Raw genomic sequence first — 24,612 nt, 5'->3', positions numbered from 1 at the left:
CATACACAGTCATTTTCGCAGCCAGGTGACCACATCCCGGGGCCTTGAGTGTGCAGGAAAGAGCGGTTTGATTAGCTTAATACAGCTCAAAAGCCTGCGAGTTTACAGGGCTTAATTTGAAGCGGCTCAGAAGCCTGAGAGGTGGATAATCCCAGCGGGTGACGGGTAATCCGCAGCGCTGCGGCGCAGACGGAGGGCCAGGCGAGTGCAGCAGGGATGCTGCACTCAGGGAGCGGCGGGCAGGGATGCCCGCTCGCGACCGGGCCGTCCGGCCCGGAGTCGGAGCCAAAGGCACCAGGCAAAGCCTGTAGCTGCGACGCCCGGCAAACGCTGGGATTATCCACCGGCAAGCCGGCATTGCAGCCGACACAACCAACCGGCACACATCGGAACTGTCCACCGGCAAAGCCGATATTGCAGCCGGCACTACCAACGGGCAATCGTTGGTTTTTTCCACCATACACAGTCATTTTCGCAGCCAGGTGACCACATCCCGGGGCCTTGAGTGTGCAGGAAAGAGCGGTTTGATTAGCTTAATACAGCTCAAAAGCCTGCGAGTTTACAGGGCTTAATTTGAAGCGGCTCAGAAGCCTGAGAGGTGGATAATCCCAGCGGGTGACGGGTAATCCGCAGCGCTGCGGCGCAGACGGAGGGCCAGGCGAGGGCAGCAGGGATGCTGCACTCAGGGAGCGGCGGGCAGGGATGCCCGCTCGCGACCGGGCCGTCCGGCCCGGAGTCGGAGCCAAAGGCACCAGGCAAAGCCTGGCGCGAGGACGCCCGGCAAACGCTGGGATTATCCACCGGCAAAGCCGACATTGCAGCCGACACAACCATCCGGCACACGTCGGAACTGTCCACCGGCAAAGCCGATATTGCAGCCGGCACAACCAACCGGCACACGTCGGAACTGTCCACCGGCAAAGCCGACATTGCAGCCGACACAACCAACCGGCATACGTCGGAACTGTCCACCTGCACCGAAGATATCGCAGCCTGCGCAACAAACCTGCGCTGTGGGCCAACCGCCACCCGCAGGGATTATCCACCAACCCACAACGAAAAAAGCCCGGCAGACACTTATGTCTACCGGGCTTCGATGTAAATTTATTAGCGCCAGAACCTGTCCAGCGGGCGGCATATTGACAGCCTTTTAACGACCGGGCAGCCCTCCGGACAACGTGCGATTAGTGTGATTTCATACCGGCCGCGGTCATCATCATACGGAACAGCGTTGCCACCACGCCCAGCGCCATAACGCTGCCTGCATAAATGACCGCCATCCACAAAATGCGTTTCCACACCGGTGAAGGTGTCGCCTGCTGTGTTTCAATCATACTCATCTCCCGTTCACTCAATCAGTGGTAGCCTTCATCCGGATTGATTTTCCCTCGGAACACGTAGTAGCTCCAGAAGGTATAAACCAGGATAACCGGAATAATCAACAGCCCGCCGACCAGCATAAAGCCCTGACTCTGCGGCGGTGAGGCAGCCTGCCAGATAGTGATGGACGGTGGAATAATATTCGGCCAAATGCTGATCCCAAGGCCGGTAAAGCCCAGGAAAACCAGCGCCAGCGTCAGCAGGAACGGGGAGTAATTCGCATGGCGCTTGAGGGCGCGCAGCAAACTCCATGCAGCCAGCAGAACCAGCACCGGTACTGGCAGGAACCAGAACAGATTTGGCAGGGTAAACCAGCGATGCATAATGTCCGCGTGGGCCAGCGGCGTCCAGACGCTGACGATGGCAATAAACACCAGCAGCACCAGCAGCAGAGGCTTCGCCAGCGCGGTCATTTTGCGATGCAGCTCGTTCTCGGTTTTCATAATCAGCCAGGTACTACCCAGCAGCGCATATGCCACCACCAGACCCAGACCACAAAACATCGAAAACGGCGTCAGCCACAGCAGTTCCGGGCCACTATAGGCACGATTCGTTACCTGGAAACCGTTGATAAAGGCGCCCAGCACTACACCCTGGCTAAACGTCGCCAGAATAGAGCCCACGATAAAAGACTTATCCCAGAACGGACGATGCTCCTCGGTCGCCTTAAAGCGAAACTCAAAGGCGACGCCGCGGAAAATCAGGCCAATGAGCATCAGCGTCAACGGCACCGACAGGGCGTCGAGGATCACCGCATAGGCCAGCGGGAAAGCGCCGTACAGCGCCGCACCGCCCAGCACCAGCCAGGTTTCATTACCGTCCCACACCGGCGCAACGGTATTCACCATCATATCGCGCTCGGCTGCATCTTTATTAAATGGAAACAGCAGACCAATACCCAGGTCGAAGCCGTCCATCACGATATACATCAGCGTTGAAAAAACAATGATGCCAAACCAGATGACAGAAGTATCAATGACCACGTTATTTCTCCCCCTTCTGCGCGTTTAACTTTTCCTGCACGGCAGACAGCGGACGTGAAGGGGTATGTTTGGTGCCAGGGCCACCATCCGGATCGTCATTACCTTCACCCTGTTTCGGACCCTTCTTGATCAGGTTAAACAGATAGATGTAGCCGACGCCGAACACTGACGTGTAAACCAGAATAAAGGCGATCAGGCTCAGGCTCATGTGCAAATCGCCGTGAGCGGATACCGCATCCTTCGTTCGCAGCAGGCCATACACCACCCAGGGTTGACGCCCTATTTCAGTGGTAAACCAACCGGCCAGAATGGCAATCAGACCCGACGGACCCATCAGCAGTGCGAACCACAGGAAGGGACGACAGGTATAAAGGCGATTGCGTATGCGCAGCCACAGGCTGACCACGCCCAGCAGCACCATCAGCATGCCCAGGCCTGCCATTACGCGGAACGACCAGAATACGATAGTGGAATCGGGACGATCTTCTTTTGGAAAGGTTTTCAGCGCCGGAACCTGCTTATGCAGACTATGGGTCAGGATCAGGCTGCCCAGATATGGGATCTCCACCGCGTAGCGGGTTTTTTCCTGTTCCATATCCGGCAGACCAAAGAGAATAAGCGGCGTGGCTTCGCCCGGCTTATTCTCCCAGTGGCCTTCAATTGCCGCGATTTTGGCAGGCTGGTGTTCCAGCGTATTCAGACCGTGTGCATCGCCCAGTCCCGCCTGAATCGGCGATACGATCAGCGCCATCCACAGTGCCATCGACAGCATTTTGCGAATCGCTGGGGTGTCATTGCCGCGCAGCAGATGCCAGGCCGCAGAAGCGCCAACAAAGAAGGCGCTCGCCAGGAAAGCGGCGGTGGACATGTGCAGCAGTCGGAATGGGAAAGAGGGGTTGAAAACAATCTTAAACCAGTCAACCGGGACCACCAGGCCATTCTGAATCGCGTAGCCCTGTGGGGTCTGCATCCAGCTGTTAGAGGCGAGGATCCAGAAGGTTGAAATGATGGTGCCCAGCGCAACCATGCAGGTCGCAAAGAAGTGCAGGCCACGGCCCACACGATGCCAGCCAAACAACATAACGCCAAGGAAGCCAGCCTCAAGAAAGAAGGCGGTAAGCACTTCATAGGTCAGCAGCGGGCCCGTTATACTGCCGGCGAACTGGGAGAAGCCGCTCCAGTTGGTGCCGAACTGATAGGCCATCACCAGGCCTGATACCACGCCCATGCCGAAGTTAACGGCAAAAATTTTCGACCAGAAATGGTAGAGGTCGCGATAGTCCTCATTTCTGGTTTTCAGCCACATCCCTTCCAGCACTGCCAGAAAACTGGCAAGCCCGATGGTGATAGCCGGGAAAATGATATGGAAGGAGACGGTAAAGCCGAACTGTATCCTTGCCAGGTGGAATGCATCTAATCCGAACATTGCTTACCTCGATCTAACATAGACTGCCTTTTCTTATTAATTAACTCGCACCTGACAACAAGGCCACATTTGATGTGATGGGGCGATCGTCAGGCGAGTATTTCATCGAAGGATTGATCCAGAGACCAAATCATTAGAAGGAGTGACAACAGTAATAGCGATTACGGCAATAATAACGGGGTTCTTTGCGATGAATTGTTTCACCGCTGCGTTAAATCGGTTGTCCATACTGTTAAAATGGGATCTGGGAATGATGCTGTTATGTAAAAATAATGTATCCGCATAGCCCTAAAGGTTTTTTTCGCGCCGTGGGCGTCTCCTTCCGTCATACCGATCCCCATTATCCGATGTAAGAATTATTTATATCGCGGCGGGCGGCTATAACTATTTGGTTGTTTTAGCTGTCGATTAAGGCACAAATTGGAAATTATTAGGCGTAATGGTGTCATGGGCAGGTGTGTTGTTGTTTAATTGTTGCATTAAGGGTCGCAAGCGTTTAATTAAAATTAGATTTAATGTTATCAATGATTTCGTTACCCCGGCGGATAACCCAGCCGCAGTAAGCGCATGTAAATGTTAAACCATAATGACACATTTTGCTTCTTATAGAATTACTTGGTTACATTTACGCTCCTAATTTGTCGCGATTTTATGTCGAAGGTCAAAGCTAATGTCACTTTACTGTGAGTGCATCGTCAATTGCCTGTATCCCGGCGGGAACGAGATGACCTGAGGCAAATGCGTGACAGTAATGGTCGCGCCGACGGGCGTTATTCTTTGGCGCACCCGACTTAGGGATAATTTTTTAAGCGGCTAAAATCCGAATTTTAGCGGCAGGGTAATCCTGCGGCGTCGCCCCGATGAAGGAGATTTAACGCTTAAATTTAAACGAATTAATACGGTCGGCCAGGGCAAAAAACAGCGAACCAGAGGCAGGGAGAAGTGCGTCGTCAGGCAGGAAAAGCGCAGACGCTATTGCACTGAATAACACTTCATAAGTATACTATCACCTTGAAAAGCTTTGATTTTTTTGACTAAAGTCAAATTCACTACCGTTTGAAATCACTGTCTTCTATTGAATACTTGCCACATTTAGGCGTACGCCATCCAACACCCTGTTACTTATTTATCGCTGTATTACCTTAGCGGTATAACCCTTTGTCGCTTAAATCTTGTTTGGGCCGTTGCCTTTGGGGATACGCAGTATGGAACATGAAGAAAATAACGCAGCGCCGGTACCGGAACTGGCGCTGGACGGTATTCCGCAGGCCATCCTCCGGTTGGGTAAACGCCTGGCTGATACTAAATATCAGATAGATACGTTGGGTAAAAACGGCTGGGGGGATTTGACCGGGAATCTGCACGGTCTTGAGGCGAGCGGCGAATGGAACGGGCCGGATGATGCGCTGACCTTTTTTAGCAAAATATTCCCCTTTGCGCGCCTGCCTGCGGAAACAGAATCCCTTGGGATATTCCAGGTGCCAACCGAGCGCGTTATCGGCCGCAGCTGGCGCTGGTGGCCTGAACATCTTAGCGCCAACAGCGAAGCGCGTCTGAAAGAGCATCTGGAGAGCCCTTTTGCCGCCAGCGGTACCTCGTTCTACTTTTTACCTGCGTTAGGCATCCTGCTGGCGGCGCAGGGGCAGGGACGGGTAAACTACTGTCGCCAGCATAATATTCCCTTTATCACCGCCCACGTCAGTCACCTGAACTACCCCCCGGCCGACCGGTTCCGCCTGTACCACGTCACGCGGGGGGAAACGCGCCAAAGCTGGATCGTGCTAAACGATCGCTATTTGCAGCCCGTAACATGGCCGCGGATAACGCTCCCTGCGCTGACCGCCTATGGTGTGCATACCGGCAGCTGGTCGCTGCTATTCCCGCCGGTCAGCAGAGTGTTTGACGAGCTGTACACGCCGGTGGCGGCTGAGGATTTTATTGCGCCCTGTGTTGATCTGCTTGCCGTAAAAGAGCGGATGCGCGCCGAGCAGGAAGCCGCAAGACAGGCGATTAAACCGGTAAAAATGGCGCTGAGCGATATGGATATCACCAATATCTGGCCGGTCAGCCTGACGCTCTCCTTCTGCTTTATTTTGTCGCTGGTTGTGGCTGGCGTCACGGCTGGCAAGGGCTGGACGGGCAGTATCAGCCTGCTGGTCTGCGGGATGGCCGGTAGCCTTTTACTGTTTATGGCAACGCCGGTATTCCTGGTCAGTAAGCGGATGCGCCGCCGCTATGATGCAATAGCCCCGATCGCGCCAGCCAGCACCACCGATGAAAAGCGAGAGCAGGACGACAGGCTACCGCCATCCTGAGGATCACGCACGGGGCAAGGGAGAGTATGCATTGCGGCAGCGAGCCGCCAGACTGAATTTACTGCACAAGATGATGGCTTATCGCGTACTTCACAATATCGGCGTTGCTGCTGAACTGCATTTTGTCCATCATGCGTGACTTATAGGTACTTACGGTTTTATTGCTGATTGAAAGCGTCTGTGCGATGGCGTTGATCGTCTCACCGTGTGCCAGCAGCATCAGAATTTGCCGTTCGCGGGTGGTCAGCGTCTCGTGTAGCGCCCGGTTACCGTTCTGGTATTCAGCAAAAACGATCTCCTGTGCGAGGTCGTGATCGATATAACGCGATCCTCCCGCCACGCTGCGGATCGCGGTCAGCAGCGCATCGGGATTTTTATCCTTAGTGATATAGCCCAGTGCGCCACAGTTCAAAACCCGGCGGGCGATCTGCGGCTCATTAAACATACTGAGCACCAGGATCGGCAGGTTCTTGTATTGCAGGTGAATGCGTTTGATCAGTTCCTCACCGCTGATGCCGGGCATAGAAATATCCAGCAGCAGCAGATCCAGCCCGCCGAGGCGCAGCCGCTCAAGTACCTGACCGCCATCTCCCGCTTCACCCACCACGGAAAGGCGTTTATCCAGAGCAAAAATTTGCTTTAATCCTTCACGCATCAGCGCGTGGTCATCGGCAATGACCAGTCGTATCACGTCATTCATTCGGTTTCCCTCGTCGATACTGCCTTATTAAGCCCGGCGCAGCCGGCGATCATGGCTTTTTTGCCGGCAGAGGGAGGGTCAATTCCAGCTGGGTGCCTTCACCGGGCTGGCTATTGATAGTGACCTGACCATCAAGCATATCCATCCGTTCCTGAATGCCCAGCAGGCCAAAAGCATCGCTACGCACGGATTGCATCTGGAAACCCCGACCATTATCGCGGATCTGAATCAGCAGCGCGTCACGCGAAGCCTGCACAATAATGGATACCTTACTGGCCTGGGCATGTCGGGATATATTGGTTAGCGACTCCTGGACGACGCGAAATATTGTCGTTACCGCGCGATCGCACAGCGTGACCGGTTTCGTTTCCGGAACGAGCAGCATGCAGCTACAGCCGCTGGTTTTTACAAACTCGTCGCGCAGCCACTCCAGCGCGGGCACCAGCCCCATATTCAGCATATTTGGCCGCAGGCGGGTGGAAACGTCGCGTACCACCTGAATGGTGCTGTCGATGAGCGTCATCAGGTAGTCTACCTGCTGCGTCACCTGTGATGGGCTGCTGGCCTGCATGCCAATCAGCGACAGGCCGGCCCGCAGGCTGGTCAGGTGCTGACCCAGCTCGTCATGGATTTCGCGTGCCAGATGTTTACGCTCATCCTCGGACTGCTGCTGCTGCTTACTGGCCAGCAGTCGCAGCTGATAGTGCGCCGCCCGCACTTCATTTTCGACTTCGCGCAGACGGCTGATGTCGCGACCCACAGCTAAAACTGACACGATATCGCCCTTAAGATCGTATTCCGGCACGCAGCGAACGTGAAGGACCATCGAGCGTTTACCGTAGTGGGCTTCCAGCTCGACCTCGCTCTTTTCTCCGCTGGCCAGCGTGTTCGATACCAGACGGAACAGGCGCATCCCCACCTCATCAAAGGGAATGGAATCTGTCAGGCGCCACCCGCGCGCACGCTCTTCGCTACAGCCAGTCAGTTCAAGCACCAGCGGGTTAGCATACTGACAGCGCATCTGGGTATCAAAACGCGCAATCAGGTCCGGTGAGTTTTCCACCAGCGAGCGAAACTGCTGCTCCTGTTGCAGATAGCGCTCGGTCCGCTGCCTGAGTTCGCGAACATCGCGTACCACGCAGAGTACCAGGTTTTGCCCCTGATGCTCATACACGCTGGAGCTGACCTCGACCGGGATAATCTCACCGTTTTTCATCCGGTGTTGAGAGGTGAAGCGGATACCTTCAGGACGCAAACTCAGTTTCCACCATAGCGCGGCGACATCGGGATCCTGGAGTTCGCCCTCAACGTCGGAATAGCTTAAACGTATCAGCTCCTGATATTTATAACCTAACATCTCGCAGGCTTTATTATTGATATATACCAGCCTGGAGTCCTGACCGACTAAATAAATAGCGTCATTCACTTTGTCAAGTGCAAACTCGGGCAGGATAGCCCGCGCATCAAGCGAATTTTTACTCACATTGAGACTGAATATTTCAGATGAAAGCATGGCTCTCTCTGTATGACAAATAGAAAAGAAAATTCAGGCATAACTATTACCACTCAGTTACATTAACTAAGATTCTACACCTGAGAGACTAATTACAACAAATATTTACTACAGTGACTACCTGAAATGATCTGAATGTTGACCCAGCGCCAAATATAAAATTTTCCTCCCATGTTTCCGCTAAAAAGTTAGCTTTAGTCAGCTTATTGTGCTTTTAAGCGTCTCACGAACGCGTGACAGACGCGATTTCACCGTGCCGAGCGGGATATCGAGCGACGTGGCGACATCCTGGTAGCTGCCATTGCGCTCGACCAGGATCGTGAGCATTTCACGGGTATCCGCAGGGAGTTTATCAATGGAGGCCGCCATCACGCTAAGTAGCTGATCGTTGGCAATAATATCGCTTGGATCGCACTCCTGGACCAGCTCAATCACATTATCTTCATTCAGGCTGTCGAACAAAAAACGATTCTGATGCGTTTTATAGTAGTTGCGGATGAGGTTGGCGGCAATACCAAACAACCACGTCTCAGGGCGCGATGCGCCGAGAAACTTATGGCTGTTACGCAGCACTTCCACGCAGGTCATCTGGGCAATATCCTCAACGTCTTCGCGGTTGGATACGCGCTTGCGAATAAAGTTAATCAGCTTGCGATTCTGCTGGCAAAGAATATCCTGCCATAAAACGGGCATGGGTGCTTCAGACGTATATGACACTTCGGCTATTGAGGTCGCTAACATTGCATCACTCCTGAAATAATGAATAGGGGTTTCCGTAGACATTGCAAGGAGTGTGCCAGACCGGTATTTTTTGCTCAGGCCTTATTATTGCTACGCAGGGATCTTTGCTTAAGAATTATCTGAGACAAAAGTCTTACTTTTGGGGGAAATACCTGTGCCATAATTTTCACTAATAACGCGCGGGTAAAGTTTCCCCCGAAAAGACTTATTTTTTTTGCAGGGAAGGGGTAACGCGGTTGGGAACTTATGGTCATTTTCGACCACGTAATGGCATCGTGTTCACCACATTGAGTTTGCCATGATCAAAATCCAGTCCACTTTTCATTCTCAGCAGGCACTGTCTAGAATGCTGCTGAAACAGGATACCCCGTCCGCGGCTAAGAGTGCCGTGGCCGGGGCGAATACGCAGACGCGAGCGGTGAATACCCGCTCGGCAGCGGATTCCCTGTCAGACTCGCTGGAAGAGATTGGTATGTTGTTCAGCGAGAAGATGGAGAAAAGGAGCAAAGGACTGGCGCGCCGTCAGATTAATACGGCGCACCTGCGCAGTAATCGCGGTGCCGTAGAGCGCATTGAGCGGCTGGGTGAGCTTTATCAAATGCTCGATGGCCAGCAGCAGGATCGGCTGGAGACGCGCCTCAGCGCGCTGAGCAGCGTATTACGCGGCGAAGGGGAGCCGGAAGCGAGTGCGCTGGTCGAAGCAGCGGAAGGGGATCCGGCCCGCTGTGACCTGCTGCTGCGGATGACCCTGCGCGAAGCCGACCGGGCCGGTGACCATCAAACCGCCGCCGCCGCCAGCAGCAGCCTGGATAAGCTGCATGCCCGCTACGGCGATGAGATCAGAGCCGGTCTGAATACCGCGTCCGCCATCGCCAGCTTTACTACCGACCCCACCGAAAAGCAGTCGATGCGGAACCTCTATTATCGCGGCATTGTGAAACACCAGTCGGCGTCGGTGATCCTCGACAGCCTGCTGGAACGTTTTGGCCACGAGCAGTTTATGCCGGGGCTCCGTACGCTTCAGCGGGCGCTGTCCGAGGATATCGCCTCGCTGACGCCCTCACTTTCCTCCCAGTCGTTGCACAAAATCCACACGGGCCTCAGCGAGGCCGGACAGATAAGCCATGTCCTCGCGGGCAGCGGCAAGCTCCTCGAACGGCTGCGCACGGGGGGGAAAATCCCCTTCGCGTCGCTGGGTGCCATTGATTTGACCCGCAGCCTGCTCGGCTTTGCTCATAACGGACTGACGGGGCGGGATATCCAAAAAATAGGTAAGGACTATGCAGGCACGCATCCGGCGGCCCAGATGCTGTTCTTCAACGGCCTGCTGCCGCTGGTGCACGAGATGCCCGTCATGCTGTGGCAGGACCGTAAACAACGCTCGCCCGCGATGGATATGCTGCGCGATACGATCAGGGTTCTGGTGAACAACGAGAATAACGCAGCGGCTAAAGGCTAGCAGGGGAAAGCGATGAACGGCATCTTTTTGATATTAAATCGCATTGCCCTGGCAGCGATGCAGCGTTCTGAAATCATTGGCGCCATGTTTGCGATGGCCATTGTTTTCATGCTGATCATTCCGCTGCCGCTGGGGCTGATTGATACCCTGATTGCCGTTAATATCTGTATTTCTTCTCTGCTGGTGGTGCTGGCGATGTACCTGCCACGACCGCTGGCCTTTTCAAGTTTCCCGGCTGTGCTGCTGCTGACCACCATGTTCCGCCTGGCGCTGTCGATCTCCACCACCCGTCAGATCCTGGTACAGCAGGATGCGGGTCATATCGTGGCGGCGTTCGGGACCTTTGTGGTCGGCGGTAACCTGGCCGTGGGCATGGTGATGTTTTTAATCCTCACCGTAGTGAACTTTCTGGTTATCACCAAGGGGTCAGAGAGGGTGGCCGAGGTTGCCGCGCGATTCACCCTGGATGCGATGCCGGGCAAGCAGATGTCAATCGACAGCGATCTGCGTGCCGGCCTGATTGACGTCGGTACCGCTAAACGCCGCAGGGTGGATCTGGCCAAGGAGAGCCAGCTGTTTGGCGCAATGGACGGGGCAATGAAGTTTGTTAAAGGGGATGCGATTGCCGGGCTGGTTATTCTGTTTATCAACCTGATTGGTGGCTTTAGCATTGGCGTAATGCAGCTGGGAATGCCAGCGGGCGATGCCATGCAGACCTACTCGGTACTGACCGTGGGTGACGGCCTGATCGCGCAGATCCCGGCGCTGCTTATCTCGCTGACCGCCGGAATGATTATCACGCGTGTCTCATCGGACAGTGATAACAGCGTTGATAACAATATTGGCCGTGAGATAGCCGAGCAGATCACCAGTCAGCCGAAAGCCTGGATCCTCTCCTCCATCGGCATGTTCGGCTTTGCGCTGCTGCCGGGTATGCCCACCGGCGTATTCGTGGTGCTGTCGGTACTGACGCTGGCGACCGGCAGCTTTCAGGTATGGCGGGCGCGGCGCGAGCTGGTATCAAACCAGCCGCAGATGGAGAACGAGGTGGTACCGCCCGAACTTAACGGCACCGAGGATCTGCGCCAGTTTAATCCCACCCGGCCTTATCTTCTGCAATTTCCCAGCGACGCGCGCGGGACGGCAGAGACGCTGGAGCTGGTCCAGGCCATTCGCCGGATGCGCAACAGCATTGTTTATAACTACGGCTTTACCCTGCCCGCGTTTGATATTGAGTTTCAGGATCAGCTGCCTGCCGATGAATTCCGCTATTCCGTGTATGAAATTCCCCGGGTGATCGGCACGTTTCGGGTGCCCCTGCTGGCGGTGAGCCGTAAAGAGCACGAGAGGCTGGCAGAGGAGGAGGGGGTGATCCCCGGCAGCGATGCCCGGCGGGAGGGCGACCTGCTGTGGCTGCCGCCCGACCATCCCCTGTTGCAGAGCGATGAACCGGCCCGTTGGGGCTTTCACGATCTGCTGATGAAGCGGATGGAGAATGCCATCCACGCCAGCGCACCGCATTTTATTGGACTCCAGGAGACGCGGGCGCTGATGGGCTGGCTGGAGACGGAGCAGCCAGAGCTGGCACAGGAGCTACAGCGCGTAATGCCCATCGCCCGTTTCTCTAACGTGCTGCAAAATCTGGTTTCTGAACGCATTCCGCTGCGCTCGGTGCGGGCGATTGCGGAGGCGCTGATCGAGCATGGTCAGCATGAGCGTGATATCAGCCTGCTTACCGACCTGGTTCGTATCTCATTGAAAGAGCACATCTGCTATCAGTACAGCCAGGAGGATGGCCTGCACGTCTGGCTCCTTACGCCGGAAATGGAGGAGCAGCTGCGTGACGCGCTGCGCCAGACCCAGAGCGAAGTCTTTTTCGCCCTGACGCAGGAGCAGAATATGGCCATTCTCGCCCAGATGCATAACGCTTTTGCGCCTGGAAATGCCGCCTCCGCCGTGCTGCTGGTCGCACAGGATTTGCGCAGTCCGCTACGCGGTCTGATTCAGGATGAATTTCATCAGGTACCGGTGCTGTCTTTCGCCGAACTGCAATCAAATCTGTCGATTAATGTGGTGGGTCGCCTGGACCTGGACGATTCAGCCGAGTCCTTTGATGCTTAGGAGCTGAAAAATGTTTGAGCTACGCGTGTTAACAGGCCGTCACCAGGGGGCGGCACTTCCCGTCACCGGGGGAGAATGGACCCTGGGACAGAGTGAGGACGCCGGTCTGCAACTGACGGATGCGGGGGTGGCCGCACGACATGCGACGCTGATTTTTGCGGAGGATCGCTGGCTGCTGCAGGCAGTGGAAGGCAAGGTGCGTACCGCAGCCGGAGAGAATATCGACCTGCTGGATCCTCTTCCTGCCGACCAGCCGTTCGCACTGGGGGAGGTCTGGCTCAGCCTCTCACCCGCAGACAGCCCGTGGGAAGCCATGACCGCGGCGCCTCAGCCGGTAGCACAATCGGTCGCACAACCTGCCTCCTCAGAGGCGACACCCGTACCGTCACCGACCTTCTCGCGCGGGGTTCAGGTGCTCTCCATCAGCCTGATCCTGCTGCTGAGCTTTACCATTATTAGCTGGATCCTACAGCCCACCGTGGCGCAAACCTCTACCGGCGGCTCTAACCGTAAGGTGCTGGAGACGTTACAGGAAGTTCGCCCGCCACTGGTGGCGATGCTGCGCGATCGTGGACTGACGCCCGGCGTTAAAATTGATATGGGCAAAGGCACGCTGATTCTGAAAGGAGAGTTAAACAAAGAGCAATTGCAGATCCTGGAAAGAATGCTGGTGCGCTTTGAAGCGCAGTACAACGTGGTGCCAAAACTGGTCAATACCACCCGCCTGCGCAGCGCCAAACTGCCGTTCCGTATTGTGCAGATAACCACCGGCAAACGGGCGAACGTGGTGACCGACGCGGGACAGCGCCTGTTTATTGGCGATCAGGTCAAGGATCTGCGGCTGGTGGCCATTACTTCCAGTGAAGTTGAATTCGCCGGCAGTGAACATATCAAGGTGAACTGGTGAGGCTGGACGTCAATGGGATCATCCGCGACTGGACGCAGCGACACCAGCAGCGGCTGGCAAACTTTGCGCCGGTTAGCGTCTTTGGTCGCATTACGGGCATCAGCGGCATTCTGCTTGAAAGCAGCCTGCCCGGCGCACGGATTGGCGACCTGTGCCGCATTGAGGGCAAAAATAACCGCCGCGTACTGGCCGAGGTGGTCGGCTTTAACCCGCAGCACACCTTGCTTTCCGCGCTGGGTCAGCTGGATGGCATCGCCCAGGGCGCGCGAGTGACGCCGCTCTATCAGCCCCACAGTATTCGCGTTTCAACGCAGCTGTTAGGCAGCGTGCTGGATGGTTTTGGTCGTGCCGTTGAGACGGGCGGCATCAGCGCCTTTGCCGAGCCGGAAGAGGGCTACCGTGACGGGATCAAACCCGTACTGGGGGATGCGCCTCCGCCCACCGAACGCCCCCGCATTGATACGCCGCTGCCGACCGGTATGCGGGCCATTGATGGCCTGCTGACGCTGGGGGTCGGGCAGCGCGTGGGGATTTTCGCCGGCGCAGGCTGTGGTAAAACCACATTGCTGGCTGAGCTGGCGCGCAATACGCCCTGTGATGTGATTGTTTTTGGCCTGATTGGTGAACGCGGTCGTGAACTGCGCGAGTTTCTTGACCACGAGCTGGACAGCGAACTGCGCAGCCGCACCGTGCTGCTGTGCGCCACCTCAGACCGCAGCAGCATGGAGCGCGCACGGGCGGCCTTTACCGCCACCGCCATTGCGGAAGCCTTTCGTGACGAGGGGAAAAGTGTGTTGCTGATCCTCGATTCCCTGACGCGTTTTGCCCGCGCCCAGCGAGAAATCGGTCTGGCCCTGGGCGAGCCGCCCGGTCGCGGTGGCCTGCCGCCTTCGGTCTATACCCTGCTGCCAACGCTGCTTGAGCGCGCCGGGCAGACCGCCACCGGCGCAATTACGGCCCTTTATTCGGTGCTGATAGAACAGGACTCCATGAACGATCCGGTGGCCGACGAGGTGCGATCGCTGATTGACGGGCATATCGTGCTCACCCGTAAGCTGGCGGAGCGCGGCCACTATCCTGCGATTGACGTGCTGGCCAGCCTGAGTCGAACCATGAGCAGCGTGGTGGCGCGGCAGCAGGTGAGCGAGGCGACCGACGTGCGTCGTCTGATGGCCGCCTGGCAGCAGGTAGAAATGCTGATCCGCCTCGGCGAATACCAGCCGGGTAATGACAGCCTGACCGATGCGGCAGTGCAGGCTCAGGATGCGATAAACGGTTATCTCCAGCAGCCGATGCGCGATCCCTCCAGCTTCGATCTCACCTGTTCTCAACTTGCCGAGGTAAGCCGCCATGCGCCGCCACGCTAATCCCGAACCCGAACTGACCGCCGACCCCTCGGCGGTCGAGCTACAGCATACCCTTAACCTGCTGCTGCCCATCCGGCGGCAGCGCCTGAGCCGCAGCGAGCGTCAGCAGCGTGAGCAGGAGAGGGCGCTTCGTACCCTGATCGATAAAAAGGCCGAGGCCGACGAGCGGCTGGCCGGGCGGCAGCAGGATTACCAGCAGGTGCGTCGGGCGTTTGACGGGCAGAACTGCGGTGTACGCCAGGAAAAATTTCGGCTGGAACGTGCGCTACAGCAGGAGCAGCAGGCGGCAGAGCGGGTGGATAAGGCGCGGATGAATATTAACCAGCTGGCGCAGCAGCACGGCGAGCAGCAGGTAAAGGTGGAGCAGGCACAGCAGGAGACGCGGCGTCGCCTGCGGGAAGTAGAAAAGCTGGAATATTTGCTACAGCAGGAGAGGTTGGCATGATCCGTACTCTTTCACAATCGGCCATTGCGCATCAGCTTCGTCAGGCCTCTGAGCGCCAGGCGCAACAGCAGCGTGAAAATCAGCGGCGGGCGCAGGCGCATCCGGCCCCGGCGGGAAGAACCGCGCGGCCCGATGCGCGAGCCGCGCGACTGCCGGAGCCTGCCGCTGGGCAGAAGCGTGGCGCCCCCTCGGCTGCCAGCCGTAGTCAGGAGCGTGCCGCATCCGGTCGGCCTGCTTCGCACAGCGAGGTCAGGCGGCCTTCAGAGGAGGAAGACGATCTGTTTAGCGCCCTGCTGGAAAAGGGTGACGATGTGATGATGCCTTTACTGACGCTCAACGGGGGCGGTTCGGATCCGCAGCAGAATTTTACCCCGATGGCGGAGACGGCGACGCCGTCTGCTCCGCCTGCGATGGCCCTGTGGCAGGAGATTGAACCGGCGCTGGCTTCGTCGCTGACCGGGATCCCACCGGGTGAGATGATGCTGACCCTGATGCTGCCGAAGCTTGGCAACGTTGACGCGCAGATGGCCGCGCTGCCCGGTGGCGGCTGGGATATCGCGCTGCGCCTCGAGTCCGGGGCCTGGCAGGCGCTGCTGCCTCATCAGGAACGGTGTCGCCTCTCACTTCGCCAGCGCATGGCCTGCCGGGTGCGATTGCGCGTTGAGCGTCGTCAGCCCGATGACTATCAGGCGATTGAAGCATGACGGCCCTGTCATTGCGGCAGGTCCCTGCCCAACATGCCCGTCTGCGGCAGCGCATCGGTGCGGGCTGTTCATGGCCTTTTACGCTGGCAGGCCAGTCCGGCGTAATGCGGCTGACGCTGGCGAATGAGCCTTGTCCCGAAGGGATGAGCCACTGGGTCTGTGACGCGGGTTCGCTACAGTTTTCTGACGCGGAGGCGGTCTGTTCGCTGATGTCCACCTGTCCGCTATTTGCCCTTGAGCCGGAAGCGCCCGAGCAGGCCTGGTACTGGCCGTGGTGGCAACAGCAACTTTCTGCCGAACTTCTTGCGCTGTTCGGCCACTTATCTCTTACGCAGTCTGTTGCCGAACCCGCTGACATGCTGCTGACGTTAACGCTGGTGCGGGGGGAACAGCAGGCTGAAAGCCTGCTGGCGCTCAGCACCGCGAGCCTGGAACACCTTATTAATAAAACCGGATGGCAGCAGGACGCGCAACCTTTACCGGATAGCATGATGCTTAGCCTGCCGATTACCGTCGGCGAATTAGTGCTGTCGCCTGCCGGGCTACAGTCCCTGCGCTGCGGGGATGTATTGCTGCCTGAGACGCTCCACTTCACCCCAGAGGGGCGGGGAACGATTCGCAGCGCTGGCTGGCAGCTGCAGGGCGAATTGCAGCTGCAGCCCGGCACGATGGCCCATTTTTATCTTACCGAGATGGAGAGAAGTAACGTGACCCTTACCCATGACGAGTATGAGCAAGAGAATCTTACCCCACCGGATCCCAGCCGGGACGCCGAACCGACCAGCGGGGCAACAGACTTTGCCCCTCTGCCACTCGCTCTGTCGGTTCGCTGCGGCCAGCTGAAACTGACGCTGGGTGAACTGACTCGTCTCAGCCCCGGCGCGATGGTGATGATTGATAACGTGAAGCCCGGCGAGGCGCTGCTCTGCCACGGCGACTATCCGCTGGCCAGGGGGGAGCTGGTCGACGTAGAGGGCAGGCTGGGCCTGCAAATCACCCACCTGCTGCCCGCCAGCAAAGACCCTCTGTGCGGGAGCGTTTGATAATCAATGGATTCACTTTCGCTCAACCCGATGACGCTTGCCCTGTTTCTTGGGGCACTGTCGCTGATACCGATTCTGATGATTGTCTGCACCTGTTTTTTAAAAATATCCATGGTGCTGATGCTCACCCGCAACGCGATGGGGGTTCAGCAGGTGCCGCCAAATATGGCTATCTATGGCATTGCGCTGGCGGCCTCGCTCTTTGTCATGGCACCGGTATTTAATGAGATGAGTCAGCGGGTTAAGGCACTGCCGATCGATACGCAGTCGACCGAACGGCTGGATTATACGGTGAGCAACGGCGTGGAGCCGTTGAAGCGATTTATGGTGAAGAACACCGATGCCGACATTCTGACGCATCTGCAGGAAAATGCGCAGCGCATGTGGCCAAAAGAGATGGCACAAAGCGTGCAGCACGACAGCCCGCTATTGTTAATTCCCTCCTTTGTGCTTTCGGAGCTACAGAACGGCTTCAAGATTGGCTTTCTGATCTATATCCCCTTTATCGTCGTCGATCTGATTGTCTCCAACGTCCTGCTGGCACTGGGGATGCAGATGGTGTCACCCATGACCATCTCCCTGCCGCTGAAGATCCTGTTGTTCGTGCTGGTCAGTGGCTGGACACGGCTGCTTGACGGCCTGTTCTACAGCTATATGTGAGGAACAGATGGATATTCTAACGCTGTTTCGCCAGGCGATGCTGCTGGTGGTGGTGCTCTCCGCGCCGCCGCTGATTGTGGCAGTCATTGTTGGCGTGATCGTCTCGCTGCTCCAGGCCGTGATGCAGCTTCAGGATCAGACCCTACCCTTCGCCATCAAACTGGTGGCGGTGGGGCTGGCGCTGGCGCTGAGCGGGCGATGGATTGGTATTCAGCTGATTGAGCTGACGCAGAACGCGTTCGCCATGATGCCCTACGTGAAGTACTGATATGTGGAACAGTGTCCTCTACGATGGCTACCACTTTATTCTTGCGATCACGCTCGCCATGGCCCGCATTTTCCCCTGCCTGCTGCTGTCGCCGGTTTTCTCGTTTAATGTCATCAAGGGTGGCCTGCGATCGGCCATCGTGCTGGCACTGGCGCTGTTCCCTTCGCCGATGATCCAACAGCAGCTGGCGCTGGAGGATCCTTCCCTGTTCCTGCTGGCCGCGCTGGTGCTGAAAGAGATAGCGATCGGCGTGGTGATCGGCCTGCTGATGGCAATGCCGTTCTGGCTGTTTGAATCGGTCGGCGCGCTGTTTGATAACCAGCGCGGCGCGTTAATGGGCGGACAGCTTAATCCGCAGCTTGGCCCGGATGCCACCCCGCTGGGGGTACTGATGCAGCAGTCGGTTATCCTGCTGCTGGTACTGGGTTTAGGGCTGTCAACGCTGACGCAAATTATCTGGGACAGCTACCGCCTGTGGCCGGCGATGCAGTGGCTCCCCTTTCCCGGCGAAGCGGGTTTCAAGGTGTATCAGACGCTGCTGGCGGGCGTGTTTACGCACATCGTTCTCTACGCGGGTCCGCTGGTGGCCCTGCTGCTGCTGCTGGTTGATTTTAGCATTGGCATCCTCAGTATCTACAGCCCTCAGCTCCAGGCGACGGTGCTGGCCATGCCGGCAAAATGCCTGCTGGGGATGCTGTTTTTCGTACTTTATCTGCCGATCCTCAACTACGTTGCAGGCGAACGCCTGTTTGAACTCAAAGACCTTATTCCACAGATGAGCCAGATTTTGCGCGGGGTGACGCGGTAATGGCCGAAAAAACCGAAAATGCAACGCCGCAAAAGCTAAAGGAGTCGCGTAAAAAAGGCCAGGTCGGTCAGACGCCGGATATCCCTAAACTGCTGATCTGCATCGGCGTTATGGAGACGATTTTTGCGCTGGTACAGGGCGGTATGGCGCGGCTGGAGTCGATGATTATGCTGCCTCTTGCCCGACTGAACGATCCTTTTGGCCATGCGATGGAGGAGGTGGCTACCGACGGGTTAATGGTGCTGCTCTATTTCTGCGGCATTGTCTGCGCGCTGATTTTCCTGCTGCGTATTATTGGCGGCTGGATCCAGTTTGGCCCGCTGTTCGCGACCGAGGCCATCAAACCTAAGTTTGACGCCATCAATCCGGTGGGCCAGCTGAAGAACATGTTTTCTGCCAAAAAATTCACCTCGCTGCTGACCAGCGTGTTGAAGTCAGTGGCTATCGGCGTGGTGTTCTATCTGGCAATCGAACCCGATCTCGGCCCGCTGGCACAGCTTGCTTACAGTGACGATCTCAACGGCTTCTGGCAGTCCATTTTGGCGCTGTTTATGAAAATTGTCCGGGAAACGCTGGCCCTGCTGCTGGTGATGAGCTCGCTGGATTTCGGCCTGCAAAAGTACTTCTTTCTTAAGCAGCAGCGCATGAGTCATGAGGATATCCGCAACGAGTTTAAGCAGAGCGAAGGCGACCCGCATATGAAGGGGCACCGTAAATCCATGTCGCAGCAGATCCTTAATGAAGCGCCGAAACCAGCACGGCGGGAAGTGGCGGTCGAGGAGGCGGATATGGTGTTAATCAATCCGACGCATTTCGCGGTAGGACTCTATTATCGCCCCGGTGAAACCCCCTTGCCGAGACTGCTCTATAAAGCAGAGGGCTACGAGGCGCAGGATATTATCGCCTATGCACAGCGGCAAAATATGCCGGTTATCCGTTTTGTCTGGCTGACCCGTACGCTGTTCCGCACGGTGAAAGAGGGCGAATACATTCCTCGCGAAACGCTGAAGGCCGTGGCGCAGGTTTACCGGCTGCTCAGGGAGCTGGAGGATCAGGAGCTTGATGAGGTGCTGGAGATGGATGACGTTTAATTTTCTTACTGCCTAGCGTAAATCCCCCAGCGAACAGAGTGTGGTAATGAGATCGTGCGGGTCATCATCGTCAGTGGGAAAACAGATCAGGCTAAGGGCGCCCCCGGCATCCATACTGATATAGCACCCTTCGTAGCGGTCGGAATGCTGGAAGCGCCAGGTTAACACCTGGCGCACGAGGTCGTCACGGCGTGAACCCGGCAGAATGCGTAGCGTCAGCACGGGAGCGGGCAGGGGGGCAAAGATTAACGCGTTTCCGGGCTGTAAGGCCCAGCAGCAGGCCTCACCCTGCTGCCAGGCATACATAAAGGCCGCTATGCTATCAACCTGCGTCATTCATTCACCGATGCCCGGGAGTAATCGAATGGCCCGTTGCGCATATCCGGCTGCCACCAGATGGTCATGGCATGATCGTCAGAGACCGGCCTGCAGGACACATCGTTACAGCCAGCAAATTTCGGGTGGGCGCAGGCCGATAATAAGGTGACCAGCGCCAGAATCCCCAGCGGCTTTTTCATACTTTTCTCTCCCTCTCTTTTACCGCGACAGTAAGCGATCCGATGAACGGACAGGTGCGGAGACGGCAGGCATATAGCCGTCGCTGGATTTGAGCAGTGATACCCGGGCCGGACGGGCGGGTATCTGTGTATCGTAAGCGACATACACCTCGGTCGACTCGCCAGGTTTCAGCTTACTGTGTGGCCATGCCGACACGGCAAGCGTGCGATCGCTGCGGCAGGACGACTCATCGAAACGTGCTTCCGCGCCGCTGGTATTGGTTATTACGCCGACGGCAATCTGCATTGAGCTATTGCCGTACCACTGATGACGCGCGCTGCTGCGAAAGGTCAGCGGAATATTACACAGCGTACCCAGCGGCAGGCCGGTTTGATTAGCCTGTAAACCGCCGGGCAGCCGGTCTTCAGCCAGATCCTGCATCGCGCTCTCAATGGTGTGTTTCATATCGCCAAACTGATGACGGCGATTGATATCCCGCAGCGTATCGTTCACCTGATCGCGGTTTTCCGCGTCCACATAGCGTGAAGGATCCACCTGGTCACCAATCAGATGCGGCGTAATAATAAACAGTCGCTCGCGCTGGGAGGTGGTGTGATTATTTGAGGTAAACAGTTTGCCGATAAAGGGTATCCGGCCCAAAATCGGTATCCGCTGCTCATCATCCCCGCTCTGCCGGGTATGAAAGCCGCCCATCACCAGCGAACGTTTTTCCTGTACCAGCGCCTGCGTGCTGATGATGCCATTTTCCGTCCCCTGGGCGCTGCCGTCCTGATTTTTGTCCAGCCGGCCATCCTCAACGTCCACCACAAGCTGTACCGCCGCTTTACCGGGGTTATCGCCAATCGAGCGAGGCGTAACGCGCAGGCTGGTCCCGGCGGTGACTTCGCGGATATCCGCTACCCGCTCACCAATTGCGGTGATATAAGCGGTGTTGCTAAAATCAATAACCGCAGGCTGATTTTCCAGCGTCAGCACCGAGGGGTTAGCAATGATAGAGGCGGTGCCTTCCCCTTCCAGCGCCTGAATATCAGCATAAAAACGACTGAAATCGGTAACAAACAGGGTGCTCGAACCATTAAGCATGTTTGACCCACCGGTCACGTTGCCAGCCTGTCCTCCCCAGCTTGAGGAGAGACGCGCCAGCTCGTTACGATCGATATCGACAATGACCGCGTCAATCTCAACCAGCTTTTGTGGCACGTCAATCATCTTCACCAGGGCGGCATACTCGCTGTGAAGCTTTTTATTGTCGCGCACCAGCAGGGTGTTATTCCGCACGTCGGCGGAGACTTTGCCCTGTAGATCTTTACCCTGGCTTTGGTCCTGGGCGTTGCTGCGGCCCAGGCGGGTATTGCGGCCAATCATCTGCTCCATAATCCCACGGCTTTGCTCCTGCATGGCCTGATAAGGATCGCTCCCGCCGCGTCCATCCTGCGAGGTGGTGGTGCCACTGGCCGTTCCGCCGCGGTTTTGCCCAAGGAGTTCATTCAGCATGGTGGCCACGCCGGGCACCACCAGCGTCTGATCGCGAAATTTAATGGTGCGGTCTGCCACGTCGGCATACTTCAGCGGGAATGCCATCATCTGTTTATCTTCGCTGGTTTCCGGCTCGGATTTTTTACTGAACTCGGCAATCATATCGACATATTTCGGCGGACCGGTGACCAGCACCACGCCCTCGTCGGGCAGCTCGCCCCAGCCAAAGCGGGATTCAAGCAGGCCTACGCCCTCCAGCGCCTGTTTCAGGTCTGGCGCGGCATCGGGGCTGATTTTAAGACGGCGTGAGGTTTGCTCAGACTGCGGGCTGACGTAGAGCGTGTTGTTATAGACAAACCACTGGAAGCGATACTCGAGCGCCAGCCGGTTCAGAAAGGCCTCGGCATTATCGGAACGCAGGCGTGCGGTAACAAAGGTATCCGGCAGGCCGGTCACGTTGGCATCCACGCCATGACTGCTGGCGAAATCCTGGAGTATCACGCTGAGCGGCGTATTGTCGGCAGAGTAGGCGTAGGCCCCCTCTTTCCATTCGTCGGGCGTACTGGCATAGCTGTGTGTTACGGATAAACCGAGCGCCAGCGTTAACAGTAACGGGCGAAACGGCAAAAAAGTCGTCAGCGGTCGGGGCACGCTTCTCTCCTTATTATACGGGCATTGCAATGCGCTGCCGCGTTAACAGACTCAGCAGGGTTTCCTGCCAGACTTCACACTGGTTACAAAGGCTTTCCAGCAGGATGACGGCATCTTCGGTCCGATCGTTTTTAAGACGGACAAGTAAATTCAGTGACTCATTTTGTGGGTTAAGGCACAAGGCTGCCGTGCGTTCGCCAAAATGCTCGAGCGCGGGGCGGGTAAGCCGAAGTGCCATGTCAAGGACCTGCTGATTAATCTCCAGAGCCAGGGGGATCTCTGCAAGATAAAACCAGCCACCGGGACGGCGCTGTAGCCTGACTGACATATCATCAATCCACAGCGCCAGTTCACCGTTCGTCTGTTCAAAACGGTGTTCAATCAGTGCCGCAACATCAGTTGATGGCATCAATAATTGCCTTACGGATGCCGTGCTTGTACTGGGTATATTGTGAACTGGCCCAGTTAGCATTGGAGAGATCCTGCATTTCATTCTGGAAGGCATACATATCGGCGGCATTATAGGGCTGGTCCTGACTCTCCTTTGCAGACTGGTACATATCCTTTTGCGCATGAACCACCTGACTGGTTAAGCGGCGCTGGATCGGGTCATTACTGCTCATGATAGGGGTCTCCTGTAAGGGTGCCTGGATTATGTGGCGCGCAACGGCTTAGGGTTCCGCTGAGGCGAAAAAATAGTGGCAGGATACCAGGGTCAGGAGAGGATGCCCGATTATCGGTGTCAGGAGTCAGGTATCAGGAATCAGGAATCAGGTATCAGGAATCAGGAATCAGGAATCAGGAATCAGGTATCTGGTATCGAGAATCAGGTATCTGGTATCGAGAATCAGGTATCAGGGCCGAGCAGATCTGCGCCCAGCTCAGGTGGAGTTCGCCCTGCGGCGTGGTGAGGATCATGCTGTCCGCTGCCAGCGAGCCGTCGCTGCTAACCTGCCATTCAAGCTGGGGACGGGCCGCCAGCCAGCGTTCAACCGCCGGGTGTTGTTCACTGGCGCACAGCAGGGTGGCGGGAGCGGGACGCCCCTGCGCTTTCAGTAGCTGCTGCAACAGGGCCTGGACGTGCTCTGATGGGGGAAGTTCGGCGATCAGCTGCGCCAGCGCCTGACTGAGCAGGGCTTCCGCATTGGGCAACAGGTTTGCCTGCCACTGCTCCTGCTGCTGCTGCCATTCAGCGAAAAATTGTTCAGCCTGATGCAGAAAATCCTGCTGCTGCTGAGCGAGTTGTTCAGCCAGCACTTGTTCGTGCTGCTCACGCATCTGTCTCTTGAGCCGATCCGCCTGATGACTGGCGTCGTTAAGCCGCTGCTGCGCCTGTTGCTCAGCGGCCTCAAGGATCGACAGCGCCTGCTGATGTTCAGCAATAGCCTCTCGGGTGATGATGCCACCCGATAACAGCCGTGGGTCACTCAGTAAGGGGATTTTCTTGCGGATCCACATGTATCATCTTCTCCGGTTGCTGGCTTTGCCAGATTACGGCATCCCACAGGGCGGCCAGCCGGGATTCAGGCAGGTCAGGCACAGGATACTCACTGACCTGTTTGACCCATTCCCGCGGAAACCGCAGTCGCAGCCGGGGCCAGCAGGCGGGCGACAGCGTATGCAGTAACAGCAGGCTACCGGTGGTATAAGGGTAAAAACAGTCCTCACCCAGCCAGCTTTCACAGCGCAGGGCCTTAGTCAGGCGTCTGCACCAGATACGGTTGGCGGGGCTCAGTTCATCAGGGGCCAGGTGCGGTGCGCAAACGCCCGCCAGCAGCGTCAGGAGACGCGCCCAGCAGGCATCGGGCAGACTTACCAGCGCGAGTAACCGCTCCTGAGGGGCCGGGGGCAGGGCAGGGCGAATATCAAATCCGGCGGCGACCGCGAGGGGATGCTGCCATGCCAGTGCCTGCTGCTGCGCGGCAGGCAGCGCAAAGAAGCCGTTAATATGCCAGCTCTCATCCGCCTGCTGCCAGTATCCCTGATGCCACCACTGTAGCCAGCGCTCAGCCTGCTGTTCGCTCACCTCCATCGG

General features: G+C 56.9%; 27 protein-coding genes. 13 read left to right on the top strand and 14 right to left on the bottom strand.

The window, feature by feature from the left end; all coding sequences use genetic code 11:
* Window positions 1-86: 86 nt before the first annotated feature.
* The gene (locus tag AC4PCC_RS15025; protein WP_492125042.1) at window positions 87-470 is read right to left on the bottom strand and encodes a hypothetical protein; all 384 of its coding nucleotides are present in this window, start codon (window positions 468-470) and stop codon (window positions 87-89) included.
* Between the two features lie 203 nt (window positions 471-673).
* On the opposite strand from AC4PCC_RS15025, the gene AC4PCC_RS15020 reads away from it, so the two are divergent.
* Window positions 674-1,102 carry a hypothetical protein gene (locus tag AC4PCC_RS15020; protein ID WP_492125041.1) on the top strand — a complete coding sequence of 143 codons (429 nt, stop codon included), beginning with the start codon at window positions 674-676 and terminating at the stop codon, window positions 1,100-1,102.
* A gap of 82 nt (window positions 1,103-1,184) precedes the next feature.
* On the opposite strand, the gene AC4PCC_RS15015 is transcribed toward AC4PCC_RS15020, so the two are convergent.
* Genes AC4PCC_RS15015 through AC4PCC_RS15005 form a run of 3 tightly spaced genes read right to left on the bottom strand, consistent with a single transcriptional unit; the run spans window position 1,185 to window position 3,789 of the window.
* Window positions 1,185-1,334, bottom strand: a complete 150-nt coding sequence (locus tag AC4PCC_RS15015) for a DUF2474 domain-containing protein (RefSeq protein WP_082804139.1) — start codon at window positions 1,332-1,334, stop codon at window positions 1,185-1,187.
* A gap of 21 nt (window positions 1,335-1,355) precedes the next feature.
* Window positions 1,356-2,363 (bottom strand): cytochrome d ubiquinol oxidase subunit II, encoded by a 1,008-nt coding sequence (gene cydB / locus AC4PCC_RS15010; RefSeq protein ID WP_067705440.1) that lies wholly within the window; start codon window positions 2,361-2,363, stop codon window positions 1,356-1,358.
* A 1-nt stretch (window position 2,364) separates the two neighbouring features.
* Complete coding sequence (locus AC4PCC_RS15005) at window positions 2,365-3,789, bottom strand: cytochrome ubiquinol oxidase subunit I (protein ID WP_067705442.1); 1,425 nt, start codon at window positions 3,787-3,789, stop codon at window positions 2,365-2,367.
* Between the two features lie 1,205 nt (window positions 3,790-4,994).
* On the opposite strand from AC4PCC_RS15005, the gene AC4PCC_RS15000 reads away from it, so the two are divergent.
* On the top strand, window positions 4,995-6,104 hold the full coding sequence (locus AC4PCC_RS15000) for a hypothetical protein (protein WP_492125040.1): 1,110 nt from the start codon (window positions 4,995-4,997) through the stop codon (window positions 6,102-6,104).
* A 58-nt stretch (window positions 6,105-6,162) separates the two neighbouring features.
* Here AC4PCC_RS15000 and AC4PCC_RS14995 read toward each other — a convergent pair whose 3' ends face one another.
* The 3 genes from AC4PCC_RS14995 to AC4PCC_RS14985 form a co-directional block, all read right to left on the bottom strand.
* Entirely contained in the window at window positions 6,163-6,804 is a 642-nt protein-coding gene (locus AC4PCC_RS14995) for a response regulator (protein ID WP_492125039.1), read from the bottom strand.
* 49 nt (window positions 6,805-6,853) lie between these two features.
* Window positions 6,854-8,317 (bottom strand): PAS domain-containing sensor histidine kinase, encoded by a 1,464-nt coding sequence (locus tag AC4PCC_RS14990; RefSeq protein WP_492125038.1) that lies wholly within the window; start codon window positions 8,315-8,317, stop codon window positions 6,854-6,856.
* 198 nt (window positions 8,318-8,515) lie between these two features.
* Complete coding sequence (locus AC4PCC_RS14985; protein ID WP_492125037.1) at window positions 8,516-9,058, bottom strand: RNA polymerase sigma factor; 543 nt, start codon at window positions 9,056-9,058, stop codon at window positions 8,516-8,518.
* A gap of 346 nt (window positions 9,059-9,404) precedes the next feature.
* Between AC4PCC_RS14985 and sctW the strand changes: the two genes are divergently transcribed.
* From sctW to sctU, 11 genes are read left to right on the top strand one after another with little or no spacing between them, the layout of a single operon-like run.
* Window positions 9,405-10,517, top strand: coding sequence for a type III secretion system gatekeeper subunit SctW (gene sctW / locus AC4PCC_RS14980; protein ID WP_492125036.1), 1,113 nt, complete (start codon window positions 9,405-9,407; stop codon window positions 10,515-10,517).
* 12 nt (window positions 10,518-10,529) lie between these two features.
* Window positions 10,530-12,638 (top strand): type III secretion system export apparatus subunit SctV, encoded by a 2,109-nt coding sequence (sctV, locus tag AC4PCC_RS14975; RefSeq protein WP_492125035.1) that lies wholly within the window; start codon window positions 10,530-10,532, stop codon window positions 12,636-12,638.
* A 10-nt stretch (window positions 12,639-12,648) separates the two neighbouring features.
* On the top strand, window positions 12,649-13,545 hold the full coding sequence (locus tag AC4PCC_RS14970) for an FHA domain-containing protein (protein WP_492125034.1): 897 nt from the start codon (window positions 12,649-12,651) through the stop codon (window positions 13,543-13,545).
* Between the two features lie 17 nt (window positions 13,546-13,562).
* The gene (sctN, locus tag AC4PCC_RS14965; RefSeq protein WP_492127535.1) at window positions 13,563-14,912 is read left to right on the top strand and encodes a type III secretion system ATPase SctN; all 1,350 of its coding nucleotides are present in this window, start codon (window positions 13,563-13,565) and stop codon (window positions 14,910-14,912) included.
* Entirely contained in the window at window positions 14,896-15,357 is a 462-nt protein-coding gene (locus tag AC4PCC_RS14960; RefSeq protein WP_492125033.1) for a type III secretion protein, read from the top strand. Before sctN ends, AC4PCC_RS14960 begins: the two co-directional genes overlap by 17 nt.
* On the top strand, window positions 15,354-16,061 hold the full coding sequence (locus tag AC4PCC_RS14955; RefSeq protein WP_492125032.1) for a type III secretion system HrpP C-terminal domain-containing protein: 708 nt from the start codon (window positions 15,354-15,356) through the stop codon (window positions 16,059-16,061). Before AC4PCC_RS14960 ends, AC4PCC_RS14955 begins: the two co-directional genes overlap by 4 nt.
* Window positions 16,058-17,104, top strand: a complete 1,047-nt coding sequence (locus AC4PCC_RS14950) for a FliM/FliN family flagellar motor switch protein (protein ID WP_492125031.1) — start codon at window positions 16,058-16,060, stop codon at window positions 17,102-17,104. The genes AC4PCC_RS14955 and AC4PCC_RS14950 overlap by 4 nt, the downstream gene beginning before the upstream one ends.
* 6 nt (window positions 17,105-17,110) lie before the next feature.
* Window positions 17,111-17,764: a type III secretion system export apparatus subunit SctR gene (gene sctR / locus AC4PCC_RS14945; protein ID WP_345831122.1), complete on the top strand. Its 654-nt coding sequence runs from the start codon at window positions 17,111-17,113 to the stop codon at window positions 17,762-17,764.
* Between the two features lie 7 nt (window positions 17,765-17,771).
* The gene (gene sctS, locus AC4PCC_RS14940; RefSeq protein ID WP_067705464.1) at window positions 17,772-18,032 is read left to right on the top strand and encodes a type III secretion system export apparatus subunit SctS; all 261 of its coding nucleotides are present in this window, start codon (window positions 17,772-17,774) and stop codon (window positions 18,030-18,032) included.
* Window position 18,033: 1 nt separating this feature from the next.
* Complete coding sequence (gene sctT, locus AC4PCC_RS14935) at window positions 18,034-18,840, top strand: type III secretion system export apparatus subunit SctT (RefSeq protein ID WP_492125030.1); 807 nt, start codon at window positions 18,034-18,036, stop codon at window positions 18,838-18,840.
* Entirely contained in the window at window positions 18,840-19,931 is a 1,092-nt protein-coding gene (gene sctU / locus AC4PCC_RS14930; RefSeq protein WP_492125029.1) for a type III secretion system export apparatus subunit SctU, read from the top strand. Before sctT ends, sctU begins: the two co-directional genes overlap by 1 nt.
* 12 nt (window positions 19,932-19,943) lie before the next feature.
* Here sctU and AC4PCC_RS14925 read toward each other — a convergent pair whose 3' ends face one another.
* The 7 genes from AC4PCC_RS14925 to AC4PCC_RS14895 all read right to left on the bottom strand — a co-directional run bounded on the left by AC4PCC_RS14925 (window position 19,944) and on the right by AC4PCC_RS14895 (window position 24,609).
* Window positions 19,944-20,267, bottom strand: coding sequence for a hypothetical protein (locus AC4PCC_RS14925; RefSeq protein ID WP_492125028.1), 324 nt, complete (start codon window positions 20,265-20,267; stop codon window positions 19,944-19,946).
* On the bottom strand, window positions 20,264-20,449 hold the full coding sequence (gene hrpT / locus AC4PCC_RS14920; RefSeq protein ID WP_067705472.1) for an HrpT family type III secretion system protein: 186 nt from the start codon (window positions 20,447-20,449) through the stop codon (window positions 20,264-20,266). Before hrpT ends, AC4PCC_RS14925 begins: the two co-directional genes overlap by 4 nt.
* Window positions 20,450-20,468: 19 nt before the next feature.
* The gene (sctC, locus tag AC4PCC_RS14915) at window positions 20,469-22,577 is read right to left on the bottom strand and encodes a type III secretion system outer membrane ring subunit SctC (protein WP_492125027.1); all 2,109 of its coding nucleotides are present in this window, start codon (window positions 22,575-22,577) and stop codon (window positions 20,469-20,471) included.
* Between the two features lie 13 nt (window positions 22,578-22,590).
* Complete coding sequence (locus AC4PCC_RS14910) at window positions 22,591-22,986, bottom strand: type III secretion system chaperone family protein (RefSeq protein ID WP_492125026.1); 396 nt, start codon at window positions 22,984-22,986, stop codon at window positions 22,591-22,593.
* Window positions 22,973-23,200, bottom strand: a complete 228-nt coding sequence (locus tag AC4PCC_RS14905; protein ID WP_492125025.1) for an HrpF protein — start codon at window positions 23,198-23,200, stop codon at window positions 22,973-22,975. Before AC4PCC_RS14905 ends, AC4PCC_RS14910 begins: the two co-directional genes overlap by 14 nt.
* A gap of 175 nt (window positions 23,201-23,375) precedes the next feature.
* Entirely contained in the window at window positions 23,376-24,035 is a 660-nt protein-coding gene (gene sctL, locus AC4PCC_RS14900) for a type III secretion system stator protein SctL (RefSeq protein WP_492125024.1), read from the bottom strand.
* A complete protein-coding gene (locus tag AC4PCC_RS14895) occupies window positions 24,001-24,609 on the bottom strand; it encodes a type III secretion protein HrpD (protein WP_345831129.1) in 609 nt (202 codons plus the stop codon). Before AC4PCC_RS14895 ends, sctL begins: the two co-directional genes overlap by 35 nt.
* Window positions 24,610-24,612: the final 3 nt, after the last annotated feature.

The sequence above is a fragment of the Erwinia sp. L03-1 genome (assembly GCF_058686115.1).
This window is presented reverse-complemented; position numbering and strand designations above follow the sequence as displayed.